This window comes from Chryseobacterium sp. HR92 (assembly GCF_045689405.1).
GTDB lineage: Bacteria > Bacteroidota > Bacteroidia > Flavobacteriales > Weeksellaceae > Chryseobacterium > Chryseobacterium viscerum_A.
Genome location: NZ_CP139139.1, coordinates 3370877 through 3384326, shown reverse-complemented (window position 1 = coordinate 3384326; position 13450 = coordinate 3370877). Strand labels below are relative to the sequence as shown.

12 protein-coding genes are annotated in these 13450 nt (G+C 36.7%); 11 read left to right on the top strand and 1 reads right to left on the bottom strand.

The genetic code is table 11. The features are described 5' to 3' along the window. The first annotated feature begins 21 nt into the window (after nt 1-21). The 11 genes from SFA27_RS15120 (at nt 22) to guaA (ending at nt 12825) form a co-directional block, all read left to right on the top strand. Entirely contained in the window at nt 22-1881 is a 1860-nt protein-coding gene (locus SFA27_RS15120) for a glycoside hydrolase family 13 protein (protein WP_407293215.1), read from the top strand. Nucleotides 1882-1890: 9 nt separating this feature from the next. Continuing rightward, nucleotides 1891-2409, top strand: coding sequence for a nuclear transport factor 2 family protein (locus SFA27_RS15115; protein ID WP_407293213.1), 519 nt, complete (start codon nt 1891-1893; stop codon nt 2407-2409). Further along, nucleotides 2409-3827 (top strand): MFS transporter, encoded by a 1419-nt coding sequence (locus SFA27_RS15110; protein WP_052184676.1) that lies wholly within the window; start codon nt 2409-2411, stop codon nt 3825-3827. Before SFA27_RS15115 ends, SFA27_RS15110 begins: the two co-directional genes overlap by 1 nt. A 174-nt stretch (nt 3828-4001) precedes the next feature. Continuing rightward, nucleotides 4002-4523 (top strand): hypothetical protein, encoded by a 522-nt coding sequence (locus SFA27_RS15105; RefSeq protein ID WP_407293210.1) that lies wholly within the window; start codon nt 4002-4004, stop codon nt 4521-4523. A gap of 352 nt (nt 4524-4875) precedes the next feature. Further along, a complete protein-coding gene (locus tag SFA27_RS15100; RefSeq protein WP_047376820.1) occupies nt 4876-5604 on the top strand; it encodes a pirin family protein in 729 nt (242 codons plus the stop codon). A 37-nt stretch (nt 5605-5641) separates the two neighbouring features. Beyond that, the gene (locus SFA27_RS15095; RefSeq protein ID WP_047376819.1) at nt 5642-6193 is read left to right on the top strand and encodes an NADPH-dependent FMN reductase; all 552 of its coding nucleotides are present in this window, start codon (nt 5642-5644) and stop codon (nt 6191-6193) included. A 289-nt stretch (nt 6194-6482) separates the two neighbouring features. Beyond that, nucleotides 6483-7475: a phosphoribosylformylglycinamidine cyclo-ligase gene (gene purM, locus SFA27_RS15090; RefSeq protein ID WP_047376817.1), complete on the top strand. Its 993-nt coding sequence runs from the start codon at nt 6483-6485 to the stop codon at nt 7473-7475. Nucleotides 7476-7548: 73 nt separating this feature from the next. After that, nucleotides 7549-8112 (top strand): phosphoribosylglycinamide formyltransferase, encoded by a 564-nt coding sequence (purN, locus tag SFA27_RS15085; protein WP_264518354.1) that lies wholly within the window; start codon nt 7549-7551, stop codon nt 8110-8112. 169 nt (nt 8113-8281) lie between these two features. Continuing rightward, a complete protein-coding gene (purH, locus tag SFA27_RS15080) occupies nt 8282-9799 on the top strand; it encodes a bifunctional phosphoribosylaminoimidazolecarboxamide formyltransferase/IMP cyclohydrolase (RefSeq protein WP_047376815.1) in 1518 nt (505 codons plus the stop codon). A gap of 90 nt (nt 9800-9889) precedes the next feature. Then, the gene (purD, locus tag SFA27_RS15075) at nt 9890-11128 is read left to right on the top strand and encodes a phosphoribosylamine--glycine ligase (RefSeq protein WP_407293205.1); all 1239 of its coding nucleotides are present in this window, start codon (nt 9890-9892) and stop codon (nt 11126-11128) included. A 167-nt stretch (nt 11129-11295) separates the two neighbouring features. Next, nucleotides 11296-12825 (top strand): glutamine-hydrolyzing GMP synthase, encoded by a 1530-nt coding sequence (gene guaA / locus SFA27_RS15070; protein ID WP_407293203.1) that lies wholly within the window; start codon nt 11296-11298, stop codon nt 12823-12825. A gap of 54 nt (nt 12826-12879) precedes the next feature. Here the strand turns inward: guaA and SFA27_RS15065 are convergent, their stop codons facing one another. Beyond that, a complete protein-coding gene (locus tag SFA27_RS15065) occupies nt 12880-13185 on the bottom strand; it encodes a hypothetical protein (protein WP_407293198.1) in 306 nt (101 codons plus the stop codon). Nucleotides 13186-13450 lie beyond the last annotated feature (265 nt).

The window sequence follows — 13450 nt, the reverse complement described above, 5'->3', positions numbered from 1 at the left end:
AATGCTAAATTGAACACTAATATGAAGACAATATTTGCCGCATTAGCCCTTTCAATAGCTTCTGCAGCCTTTTCCCAAAAAGTACTGGAAAGAATAGAACCGGCCTTCTGGTGGAAAGGAATGAAAAACCCTGAACTTCAGATTCTTGTGTACGGAAAAGACGTTGCCCATAACGAGGTTGTACTTTCGGATGGAATACAGATCAAAGACATCCGGAAAGTTGATAATCCGAATTACGTTTTTATTACCGTAAATACCAATGAAATAAATGTTCCGAAGTTTACTATTACTATTAAAAAAGGACGTAAAAACCTGAGTTCTTATGCATATGAACTGAAGCAAAGGAATCCCGGATCTGCCAACCGCGAATCTTTTACTTCAAAAGATGTCATGTACCTGATCATGCCGGACCGCTTTGCCAATGGTAATGAAAAAAATGATTCAACACCGGAACTTACAGAAAAAGCTGATCGAAATCTGCCTAATGGAAGACATGGCGGAGATCTTAACGGTATCATCAATCATCTTGACTATATTCAGGACCTGGGAGCAACAGCTGTATGGCTGACTCCGGTAAATGAAGACAATGAAAAAGTATATTCCTATCACGGGTATGCTCAGACAGACCTGTATAAAATTGATGGCCGCTACGGAACCAATGAAGACTACAAAACTTTATCCAAAGAACTGAATAAACGGAAGATGATGCTGGTGATGGATTATGTCACCAACCACTGGGGTGGCTCACACTGGATGATCAAAGACCTTCCTTCAAAAGACTGGATACACTGGTTTGATGAAGGAGAAAAAGGATTTAAACGTTCCAATTATAAAACGACAACGCAATTTGATACCAATGCTTCAGATATTGATAAAAAATATGCACTGGACGGATGGTTTGATACTACCATGCCGGATATTAATCAAAAAAATCCATTGGTTCTGAAATATCTGATTCAAAATGCAATCTGGTGGATAGAATATGCAGAATTGGGAGGATTCCGGGTAGATACCTATCCTTACAATGATAAAGATGCCATGGCAAAATGGGCTAAAGCCATTACCGATGAATATCCGAAATTCAATATTGTAGGAGAAACCTGGCTTTATACAGCAGCACAAATTGCAGCCTGGCAGAAAAATTCTAAAATAGGAGCCATAGAAGGGTACAATTCAAACCTGCCTTCGGTAATGGATTTTATGTTGTTTGAAAACATGCCTAAAGCTCTTAAAGAAAAAGAAGGTTGGGATAAAGGTATGATCCGCATTTACGATTCCTTTACCAGCGATTTTCTTTATCCGGATATCAATAACCTACTGGTTTTCTTTGAAAATCATGATACAGAAAGATGGAATGAAATCTTTAATGCAAATCCTGATGCTTACAAAATAGGACTTGCTTTGATCTCAACCGTAAGAGGAATTCCTCAGATCTATTACGGATCAGAAATAGGAATGAAAGGAGATAAGACGAAGGGAGGTGATGCAGATATCCGAAGAGATTTTCCGGGAGGCTGGAAATCTGACTCTCAGAATGCTTTCAATCCATCTGCTCAGACTCCGGAGCAAAAGGAATTTTTCCAGTTTACTCAAAAACTTCTGAACTGGAGAAAGGGCAAAGATGTGATTCATAACGGGAAAACTAAAAATTTCGTTCCTCAGGATGGCGTTTTTGTGTATTTCAGATACAATGAAAAAGAAAGAGTAATGGTGGTCATCAACAATAATGAAAAAGATCAGACGTTAAACCTGAAACGATTTGCCGAATCGCTTAATGGATTTACAAAAGGGAAAGAGGTTATTTCAGGAAAAGAATTTATGTTGCAAAATACGATCAATATTTCTGCAAAAACGCCATTAATCATTGAACTTGAAAAATAATTAATACATATGAAAAAACTAACGACTGCTTATACATTAATCCTTTTTGTACTGGGGTTTTCTTTATTGAATGCACAGTCGAAACCCGTATTTGAGAAAGAAAAATCGGAAATCAGTACCATGCTTGATGCATTTAACGTAGCTGCGGCAAAAGCAGATTACAATACCTATTTTAATTTCTTTGCAGATGAATCTACCTTTATTGGAACAGATGCTACCGAAATATGGAATAAAAAAGAATTCATGGTATGGGCAAAACCTCATTTCGACAAAAAGAAAACCTGGGATTTTAAGGCACTTAAAAGAAATATTTACTTCAGCAAAGATGGGAAACTGGCGTGGTTCGATGAACTATTGGATACCCAGATGAAAATATGCAGAGGTTCCGGAGTGGTAGAAAAAATCAACGGAAGCTGGAAGGTAAAACAATACGTTCTTTCTGTGACGGTTCCTAATGAGGTAGTGGATAAAGTGGTGATAGAAAAAACACCTATCGAGGATGCATTAATCCAAAAACTGAAGTCATAATGGCAGAAATGTTGGGGAGATATAATACGGGACCGTTTGGAAAAAGAAAAAAGCCAGACTTATCCATGCTTCAGATTATTAACATGAGTATGGGATTCCTTGGAATTCAAATGGCGTTCGGATTACAAAATGGAAATGCAAGCCGTATTTTAGGTAATTTAGGAGCGGATGTTCACGAATTATCCTGGTTCTGGCTGGTTGCTCCTGTTACAGGACTCATTGTTCAGCCTATTATTGGGCATATGGGCGACAATACCTGGAGTCCGTTGGGAAGAAGAAAGCCATATTTTTTAATTGGAGCTGTTTTATGTGCTATAGGGCTGGTGCTTCTTCCGAATGCAGCTTCTGTGACTCAGATGTTCGCTGCCAATGCTCTTTTATTAGCTGTAATATTCCTTGCCATGATGGATGCTTCTGTAAACATCGCAATGGAGCCTTTCCGGGCATTGGTAGGAGATATGCTCCCGAAACATCAGGGCACAATAGGATTTTCAGTACAGACAATTCTGATTGGAATCGGGGCTGTATTGGGTTCTTATTTGCCGGATTGGTTAACAAAAATGGGAATTTCCAATGAAGCCCCGGCAGGGTTTGTAGCAGATAATGTGATTTATTCTTTTTATATAGGAGCAGGTTTACTTATCATATCAATTCTTTACACTATAATGACAACCAGGGAATACTCTCCACAGGAGTTTGCTGATTTTGAAGATGGAAAAGAAGTTGAGAGGCAGGAATCTAAGTTTTCAGATATTTTCAAAGACTTTGCAGCAATTCCTGTACAGATGAAAAAGCTGGGAATTGTTCAGTTTTTTTCATGGTTTGCTTTATTTACCATGTGGGTTTTTACCACCAGCGCATTAGCTACCCATCATTTTGGACTTTCTCCGGAAGATACCCATTCCAAAGCATTTAATGATGCCGGGGACTTAACCGGAAAGCTTTTCGGAATGTATAATTTATGGGCAATCCCATTTGCTTTTTTATTGACACCTATCGCGAAACTGATTGGTAAAAAACAGACTCATGCTTTGGCTTTGCTATGTGGAGGTTTGGGACTTGTTTCAATGTATTTCATTAAAGATGTCAACAATTTATGGATCTCCATGATCGGGTTAGGTTTTGCCTGGGCAAGTATTCTGGCAATGCCTTATGCGATGCTTATTGAAGTAATTCCACAGAGAAAAATGGGAGTTTATATGGGAATATTCAATTTCTTTATTGTTATTCCTCAGATCATCAATGGATTATTCGGAGGTCCTGTTGTAAGCGGTGTTTTCGGAAAACAGGCGATGGATTATGTTGTGGTAGGAGGTGTTTGCATGCTGATAGGAGCTGTAGTGACCATGATTTTTGTTAAATCAGAAGATGAAACCCCTAAGGAAATTGAAGAGGAGATCAAACAGGTGCATTTTTAACTAGAAGTTAGAAGTTAGAAGTTGTGCCGAAAACTTTACCTTAAATCTAAAATAATATAGTGAAATTCAATAGGAGCGGGCTTTAGCCCGCTTTCTCTTTCAGTATTTATTAATTGGCTTTAGCCAAAACCTATCTTTTTTCACAATTTTTTTAAAATTAAAATTTATATATGAATGAAATTTAAATTTTTAAATAAACTTTTTCCTTCAAATAAAAAAAGTAAGAAGCAGAAAAATGAGGCTGTTATTGAAGATCCTGATGATAGTGGGTTTACTGAAGAAGAATTACTTCAGGAAGAAATGCTTCAATACGATAAACATGTAGATTTCTATTATGCCAATATCATCAACTCATTGATTCTTTATACTTATAATGTAAACCAATTGGATGAAATGACTCCCGTTTTAATAGATCCATTGACGGAACTGTATGAGGAGCTTGATTATGCATTCATCCCGGTTTTGTTTGATTCTGTCTTTAGAAATAAACGGATTGATGAATCATTTAAAGAAGATTTGCTGCAATTTAAAAAGAAAGTAGATGATATTCCTGTGGAAATTTGGGACTGGGACTTTTTAGACCAACATGAAACATGGAAAAATATAAGACTTGAAGCCGAAATGCTTTTAAATAAACTCAATATAGAAACAAGAACTTATAATACGGATTATACTACAATACTATTTAAAAAATAATAACAATAAAATTCAATAGGAGTTGGCTTTAGTCCAAACTTAAATCTATAATTACTATTCAGAATCTATTAGCCTCACACAGATTTCACGGATAACACAGATGTTTACGTTTATTCATATCTGCTCGATCTTCGGAAAAAAGGATATTCGTGGCATGAAATTTTATCGCAGATAAAATCCTTGCGCCTTAAAAAACATATTGAAAGTAAAGAAATCGCATCTTTGCGTAATCCAACCTAGCCGATATTTTCACTTTCTCAACTTTTTTACTTCCCCAATTTCCTTTCTTAACCTACATCAACTTTTAAAATACCCGCATACCGTACATTTGTACTATAAATAATCACAGAAAATGAAAACAGTATATCATAAAGCAGATTCGAGAGGCCACGCCAATCACGGATGGTTAAATTCTTACCATACATTCAGTTTTGCCAACTATCAGAACAGAGACAGAACCAACTTTGGTGTTTTAAGAGTATTGAACGATGACACCGTTTCTCAGGGAATGGGTTTCGGAACACATCCTCACAGGGATATGGAAATTATATCTATTCCTTTGGAGGGGGATTTGGAACATAAAGACTCAATGGGAACTACAGCGGTAATCAGAAAAGGAGAAATTCAGGTGATGAGTGCCGGAACTGGTGTTAAGCACAGTGAGTATAACAAAAATAAAGATGAAGAGGTAAAGTTTCTACAGATCTGGGTTTTTCCAAGAGAACTGGATGTTGAACCACGATATGATCAGAAAAGTATCAAAGAAGGTGAAAAAATCAATGGATTCCAACAGATTTTATCTCCCAATAAAAATGATGACGGAGTTTGGATTCATCAGGATGCATGGTTCAACCTGGCGAACTTTAAAAAAGGAAATGGTAAAAATTATATGCTCAACAAAAAAGGAAATGGAGTCTATGCATTCGTTTTAAAAGGAAGTGCAAAAATAGGAGACCGTGTCCTGAATGAAAGAGACGGATTAGGAATCTGGGATACTCAGAGCTTTAATATAGAAGCCGTGGAAGACACCGAAGTATTATTAATGGAAGTACCAATGGAACTGCCATCTTATCTTAAATAAAAAACTAAATTTGTAATCTTAAAAATAAACCCCACATATGAAAATTTTAGCAATAGCAGGAAGTAACTCCGAAGCTTCAATGAACAAACAGTTGGTAGCCTATGCATCAACATTATTTGAAAATGCAGAAGTAGAAGTAATAGATCTGAATCCTTTTGAAATGCCAATCTATAAGCATGAAAGAGAATTGGCTGGTGGTGTTCCTCAGGAAGCTCATGATTTTGCAGCAAAAATTGATGGCGCAAATTTATTATTGGTTTCTTTAGGAGAGCATAACGGAACATATTCTACAGCATTCAAAAATGTATTCGACTGGGTGTCCAGAATCAAAGACAGAACAGTTTGGAATGAAGTGCCAATGCTATTGATGTCTACATCTCCAGGAGGCAGAGGTGGAGCTGGAGTTTTGGAAGCAGCATCGAAGCGTTTTCCTTTCCATGGAGGAAATGTGGTGGAAACTTTCTCTCTTCCTTTCTTTAATGATAATTTTGATAAAGCAGGTCAAAAGATATCTAATGAAGAGAAGGACAGTGAGTTAAAAGAAAAAATAAAGAAGATTGCAGCCATTGAAACAATCCTTGAAAAATAGAATTTGAATATTCATTTAAAATTACTATTTTTGCAAAAAGAAAAGAGATGAAAATTCAGACCTCCTATAAACAATGTTTTTCTCATAAAGGGAAAATTGTGGGCTCTGAAATTCTGAGATAAAATAACGGCCGATAATCTGAAAAGATTGTCGGCTTTTTTGTTTTCTAAAATCGAGTATAAAAGTAATTGAAATATTAAAAGATAAGAAGACGCAAGACGTCAGATACAAGATAAAAATCATCTGAAATCTGAGATCTGAAATCCTATATCTAAAAATCTAAGCAGACATGAGCAACACTTACAAATCAGCAGGAGTAGACAAAGAAGAAGGATACAAAACGGTTGACAAGATCAAAAAAGCGGTCGGTGAAACCCACAATTCCAATGTACTGAACCACTTGGGAAGTTTTGGTGCTTTCTATGAGATCGGTGGATACAAAAATCCGGTTCTTGTATCAGGAACAGATGGAGTAGGAACAAAGCTGAAAGTAGCTTTAGATACCAAAAAATATGATTCTATCGGGGTAGATTGCTTCGCAATGTGTGCCAATGATATTCTTTGTCACGGAGCAAAACCTTTATTCTTCCTGGATTATCTGGCTTGTGGAAAGCTTGATTCAGAAATCGCAGCAGAAATTGTTTTAGGAATGGTAGCCGCTTGTAAAGATAACAACTGTGCGCTGATTGGGGGAGAAACTGCTGAAATGCCGGGAATGTACCAGCCTGGAGATTATGATGTTGCAGGATTCTGCGTAGGAATCGTAGAAAAAGATCAGATTATTGATGGTTCTACAATCAAAGCAGGTAACAAAATTATTGCATTACCAAGCTCAGGATTCCACTCAAACGGATTCTCTTTAGTAAGAAAAGTATTCCCGAACTTTGAAGAAGAGTTTGAAGGAAAACCATTATATGAAACCCTTTTAGTTCCTACAAGATTATACTACAAAGATATCCATAAAGTATTGGAAGAAGTAAAAGTAAGCGGAATTGCCCACATTACTGGAGGCGGTCTTTACGAAAACGTTCCAAGAATCATTCCTGAAGGACTTTGTGCTTCTATTGACGGTTCTAAAGTGAGAATCCCTAGCGTAATGCTTGAGCTTGAAAAGAGAGGAGGAGTAACACGTGAGGAAATGTACGGAACATTCAATATGGGTGTAGGTATGGTAATCGTTGTAGATGCTGAACATGCTGAAAAAGTATTACACCTTTTAGATGACGCTTACGAAATCGGAGAAATCACAGAGGGAGCAGAAAAAATCAATTTATCACTATAAATGTAGTAACGTGAAAAGTATTTCTGATTTTTAAGTCATTAATACATGAATACTTTTTACATTTTACAAAAATATGAAGAACATCGTTGTACTCGTATCCGGTTCAGGAACCAATCTGCAGAGAATCATTGATACCATTGATGCTGGAGAAATCCAGAATGCAAAAGTATCTTTGGTAGTAGCTGACAGAGAATGTTTCGGATTGGAAAGAGCAAAGAATCACAATATAGAAAATATACTCATTCCAAGAGGAAAGAATTTCAGCAGTGAGTTGGCTAAAGTAATCCCTGAAAATACCGATCTGATTGTATTGGCAGGATTTTTATCCATCTTAAAATCTGAATTCTGTGAAAACTGGAACGGTAAAATAATCAATATTCATCCAGCTTTGCTTCCGAAATTCGGAGGAAAAGGAATGTGGGGAATGAACGTTCATAATGCAGTCATTGAAGCTAAAGAAGTAGAGAGTGGGGCGACTGTACATTTTGTGACACCAGGCATTGATGAGGGAGAAGCTATTCTTCAGAAATCTTTTGAAGTAACAGCTGACGATACTCCTGAAACCCTGGCTCAGAAAGTTCACCAGATTGAATATGAAATATTTCCGATAGCGATCAATAAGGTCCTGGGAAATTAATAAATATAACAATGTACTAGTGTAAAAGTTTACCAATATTAAAGGTATTGTTACATTGCTAGATTATTACATTGATAAAAAAAATCTAAGTAAAATAAAAGTAAATTCGGAGGTGAAAGACCCGGATACAGTTTGAAATAGCTGTAAAAAGTAAAAAATTGAAAGTAAAATGAGTAAAAAGAGAGTTTTAATCAGTGTTTCTGACAAAAGTGGATTAATAGAATTCGCGCAGTTTTTGGAGGCCCAGAATTATGAGTTGATCTCTACAGGAGGAACGTTCAAACATTTGAAAGACGCTGGTTTAAATCCTATTCAGATCGATGAGGTAACCAATTTCCCTGAAATGCTGGACGGAAGAGTGAAAACTTTACATCCGAAAGTTCACGGTGGATTGTTGGCTGTTCGTAACAATGAAGGGCACATGAAAACCGTTCAGGAACACGGAATTGGTCTGATTGACATGGTGATCGTAAATCTTTACCCTTTCTTTGAAAATGTAAACAAAGACATTTCTTTACATGAAAAAGTAGAGTTTATCGATATCGGAGGTCCCTCAATGCTTCGTTCTGCAGCTAAAAACTTTGATTCTGTAACAGTAATCACAGATGTAGAAGATTATGCAGCAGTGAAAATTGAAATGGAGCAAAACGGTGATACTTACATCGAAACCCGTAAAAAGCTTGCAGGAAAAGTATTCAACCTTACCTCTGCGTATGATGCAGCTATTTCAAGAATGCTTTTAGATGAAGAATATCCTACTTATCTTAATGCTTCTTATAAAAAAGTGGCTGACTTAAGATACGGAGAAAACCCTCACCAGACAGCAGCTTACTATGTTTCCACTTTCGAGAATGGAGCAATGAAAGACTTTGAACAGCTTGGAGGGAAAGAGCTTTCTTTCAACAATCTTCGTGATATGGACCTTTGCTGGAAAGTAGTCACTGAGTTTAAAGAAGAAATGGCTTGTTGTGCTGTAAAACACTCTACACCTTGTGGTGTTGCGATCGGAACTTCAGCTTTGGAAACGTACCAGAAAACTTTCGAATGTGATCCTGTTTCTATCTTTGGCGGAATTGTTGCAATGAACTATAAAATAGATGCAGCAACGGCGGAAGAGTTGAACAAAACATTCCTTGAGATTGTAATGGCTCCTGAATTTGATGAAGAAGCTCTTGAAATTTTAAGAAAAAAGAAAAACCTGAGAATTATCAAAATCGTAAACCCTGTTTCTGATAAGCAGACCTGGGTGAAGGTAGATGGCGGTATTCTTGTTCAGGATAATGATACTCACTTCTCAGACGATATCAAAGTAGTTACAGAAGTACAGCCAACAGAAGAGCAGAAAAAAGCTTTACTTTTCTCTCAGAGAGTGGTAAAATATGTGAAGTCTAATGCAATCGTAGTTTCCAACGGAATTCAGGCATTCGGTATCGGTGGCGGACAGGTAAACAGAATCTGGGCGACTCAGCAGGCTATCGAAAGAGCAAAAGAAAAATTCTCCGGAGATTTGGTATTGGCTTCAGATGCATTTTTCCCTTTCCGTGATGTGGTAGATTTCTGCGCTCAGGAAGGTATCAAAGCGATTATTCAGCCAGGTGGAAGTGTAAAAGATCAGGATAGCGTAGAGGCTGCAAATGAGCACGGTATCCCAATGATGTTTACAGGTGTTAGACACTTTTTCCACTAATTAAAATAGAATTAAAAAATAATTAGGGATTGTATTTTTAGCATTCAAAATTATATATTTGTAAAATAAGACTAGATAATAATATAAAGTATGAGAATATTAATCATAGGTGAAGGCGGTAGAGAATCTGCTTTAGCGGCAAAGCTTCAGAATGACTCAAGAATTTCTAAAATGTTTTTTGCCAACGGGAATGCTACTACCGATGTAATAGGGAAAAATGTTCATTTATCGGAAATCAAAGAACTTAGAGATTTCGCCATTAAAGAAAAGATTGATCTTACGATCGTAGGTCCGGAAGCTCCTCTTGTAGCGGGTATCAAGGACGAATTTAAAAAACACGATCTTAAAGTTTTCGGTCCTACTCAGAAAGTAGCAAGCCTTGAAGGAAGTAAAGCTTTCTCTAAGAAATTTATGCAGACCTATGATATCAAAACAGCTAAGGCGGTAGTATTTGATTCATACAACGATGCTAAAGAATATGTGCAGACACAGCAATATCCTTTGGTGATCAAAGCCAGTGGTTTAGCAGGTGGAAAAGGTGTTGTTATTTGTGACAACCTTGAAGAAGCTGAAGCTACCATCCATGACTTCATGATCAGAAGAATCTATGGAGATGCAGGAATCCGTTTAGTTATTGAAGAATATTTACAAGGTTTTGAAGCGTCTATTATTGCTTTCTCTAACGGGGATAAATTATTCCCATGTGTAGCAGCAAAAGACTATAAAAAAGCCGGAAATGGAGATACCGGACCTAATACAGGAGGTATGGGTTCTATAGCACCAAGCCCGGAATTTACTCAGGAGCACTATGCAGATTTTGAGAAAAATATCTTAGAGCCTACCATTACAGGGCTTAAAGCAGAAGGTTTCGGATTCAAAGGAATCATTTTCTTCGGATTGATGGTTACGAAAAACGGAGCTTACCTTCTTGAATACAACATGAGATTCGGAGATCCTGAAACTCAGGTATTGATGGCACTTATGGAAAACAATCTTCTTGATGTGATCCAGGACTGTATGGAAGGAAAAGACATTGAACTTAAATTTAAAGACGAAAAAGCAGTTTGTCTTGTAATGTGTTCAGGAGGTTATCCAAGAAATATCGAAACAGGTTTCGAAATTACAGGAGAAGATAAACTGAAACATAGCAAACTTTTATACGCAGGAGCTATCAGCAAAGGAGACAAAGTAGTTTCCAACGGTGGTAGAGTTCTGAACATTGTAGCTACAGGTGTTACTTTTGAAGATGCCCGCAAAAAGGTTTATGAAGACGCAAGTCATGTACATTTCGATTACGGCTTCTATAGAGACGACATCGGAAAGTTTTAATAAAAATCACGAAAAAAGATTTGGAGCCATTCCAAGTCTTTTTTTGTAAAGCAGTTAATATTAAAAATAAGAGTTCAGATACTAGATTCCAGGCTTCAGACCAAAATCTGAAATCTGATGTCTGAAATCTGATATCTGATATCTTTCAAACAAATCAATTATCAACAATGAACAACGGTATTATTATTTTAGATTTCGGATCCCAGTACAACCAGCTTATCGGAAGAAGAATCCGTGAGATGGGGGTATATTCTGAGATCTTACCTTACAATACACCATTACAAGATATTTTAGCAAAACAGCCAAAAGGAATCATCCTTTCCGGTGGACCAAGCTCTGTAAATGCAGAAAATGCCCACCTGGTTGAAAAAGAATTATACGAGCAGGGAGTTCCTGTATTGGGAATCTGCTACGGAATGCAGATGACAGCTCACCTTTTAGGAGGAAAAGTAAACAAAGGAGAAAAAGGAGAATACGGTAAAGCAAACCTTGAGATCGTTAAAGAAAGCTCTTTATTGAAAGGAGTTACTCAGAACTCTGTAGTTTGGATGAGCCACTTTGACGAAGTAGGAGAATTGCCTGCAGGTTTTGAATTGAACGCAAAATCAGGAGTAATTGCTTCTATTGCTAACGAAGAAAGTAAAATCTACTGTGTTCAGTTTCACCCGGAAGTTTCTCATACAGAAGAAGGAGGGAAAATGCTTGAAAACTTTGTTTTCGGAATCTGTAATTCAGAGAAAAACTGGAAACTGACTAACTATATTGAAAAAACAGTTGAGGAAATCCGTGAGAAAGTAGGAGGCAACAAAGTAATCCTTGGACTTTCCGGAGGGGTAGACTCTTCTGTAGCGGCTGTTTTGATTCACAAAGCAATCGGTGACCAGCTGACTTGTATCTTCGTAGATACGGGATTATTGAGAAAGGATGAAGGCAAGAAAGTAATGGATCAGTATGGAGAGCATTTCCATATGAACATTAAAATGGTGGATGCTCAGGATAGATTCCTTACAAAATTAGCCGGAGTAGACGATCCTGAAGCGAAGAGAAAAATCATCGGAAACGAATTTATCCACGTATTTGACGAAGAATCTCACAAAATTGAGGGTGCTAAATTCCTTGCACAAGGTACTATTTACCCTGACGTTATCGAAAGTCAGTCTGTAAACGGACCATCTGCAGTAATCAAGTCTCACCACAACGTGGGAGGACTTCCTGAAGATATGGAATTCGAGTTATTAGAGCCATTAAGAGAGCTTTTCAAAGACGAAGTAAGAAGAGTTGGAGAAGAATTAGGAATTCCTCATCACATGGTATACAGACACCCTTTCCCAGGTCCTGGACTTGGAATCAGAGTATTGGGAGCTGTAGATGCTGAGAAAGTAAGAATCCTTCAGGAAGCTGATGATATCTTCATCGAAGAATTATACAAAAATGACCTTTACGAAAAAGTATCTCAGGCATTTGTAGTTCTTCTTCCGGTAAAATCTGTAGGAGTAATGGGAGACGAAAGAACTTACGAGTACACCGCTGTAGTTCGTTCTGCCAACACTATCGACTTTATGACAGCAACATGGAGCAGACTTCCTTACGAGTTCCTTGATACTGTTTCAAGCAGAATCATCAATGAAGTAAGAGGAATCAACAGAGTAGCTTACGATATTTCAAGCAAGCCACCAGCAACTATTGAGTGGGAATAATTTTTGACTTGAATTTTACATATAAATCCTGCCCTTTTGGGTGGGATTTTTTTGTTAAGATTGATGATCTGAGAAAATTGTAGAATAATCTTCATTGAAAAAGAACATTCTAGCCATTCCATCATATCTTGCAATGACAAACTTGATATTTTCATGAGATTGCTGTTTTATAAGGCAGAAATCATCATGAACTTTTTGTGTTAGTTTCTTTTTTATATCTTCAGTTTTTGCGATCTCATTTCTAAATCTATATAAACTAATTAAATCATCTATTGGTAAGGTATGATCTGTAAATGAAATTTCAAAATTTCCCATTTCTGTATCATATTCCCGAATTTTTTGCTCAATCAGCTCTTCCATAATTTATAATATGAATGTTGTCTATTTGGAGAAATTTATTAAAACTGTTTTAATGAAGAAATGATCAGTAAAATATTTAAAGCAATTAACAAGCAATATACCAGTTTGAAAAGTATATGCTTATGGAAAATAAGATAATTTAAAAACATTGTCACCATTAAATAAAAGTAAATAAAACTTTTTGCTTCCCGAGGTTTTATTTCAGATGCTGAAAACAAGTTTAAATTATGTGAAATATTGAGTGATGAGTCTGAATAAAAAATTC

Excerpts from the sequence above, each read along its gene's own strand:
- SFA27_RS15095 (WP_047376819.1), top strand. The coding sequence starts at position 5,642 with ATGAAAATTTTAGCAATAGCAGGAAGTAACTCCGAAGCTTCAATGAAC.
- SFA27_RS15120 (WP_407293215.1), top strand. The coding sequence starts at position 22 with ATGAAGACAATATTTGCCGCATTAGCCCTTTCAATAGCTTCTGCAGCC.
- SFA27_RS15105 (WP_407293210.1), top strand. The coding sequence starts at position 4,002 with ATGAAATTTAAATTTTTAAATAAACTTTTTCCTTCAAATAAAAAAAGT.
- SFA27_RS15100 (WP_047376820.1), top strand. The coding sequence starts at position 4,876 with ATGAAAACAGTATATCATAAAGCAGATTCGAGAGGCCACGCCAATCAC.
- guaA (WP_407293203.1), top strand. The coding sequence starts at position 11,296 with ATGAACAACGGTATTATTATTTTAGATTTCGGATCCCAGTACAACCAG.
- SFA27_RS15065 (WP_407293198.1), bottom strand. The coding sequence starts at position 13,185 with ATGGAAGAGCTGATTGAGCAAAAAATTCGGGAATATGATACAGAAATG.
- purN (WP_264518354.1), top strand. The coding sequence starts at position 7,549 with ATGAAGAACATCGTTGTACTCGTATCCGGTTCAGGAACCAATCTGCAG.
- purH (WP_047376815.1), top strand. The coding sequence starts at position 8,282 with ATGAGTAAAAAGAGAGTTTTAATCAGTGTTTCTGACAAAAGTGGATTA.
- SFA27_RS15110 (WP_052184676.1), top strand. The coding sequence starts at position 2,409 with ATGGCAGAAATGTTGGGGAGATATAATACGGGACCGTTTGGAAAAAGA.
- SFA27_RS15115 (WP_407293213.1), top strand. The coding sequence starts at position 1,891 with ATGAAAAAACTAACGACTGCTTATACATTAATCCTTTTTGTACTGGGG.
- purD (WP_407293205.1), top strand. The coding sequence starts at position 9,890 with ATGAGAATATTAATCATAGGTGAAGGCGGTAGAGAATCTGCTTTAGCG.
- purM (WP_047376817.1), top strand. The coding sequence starts at position 6,483 with ATGAGCAACACTTACAAATCAGCAGGAGTAGACAAAGAAGAAGGATAC.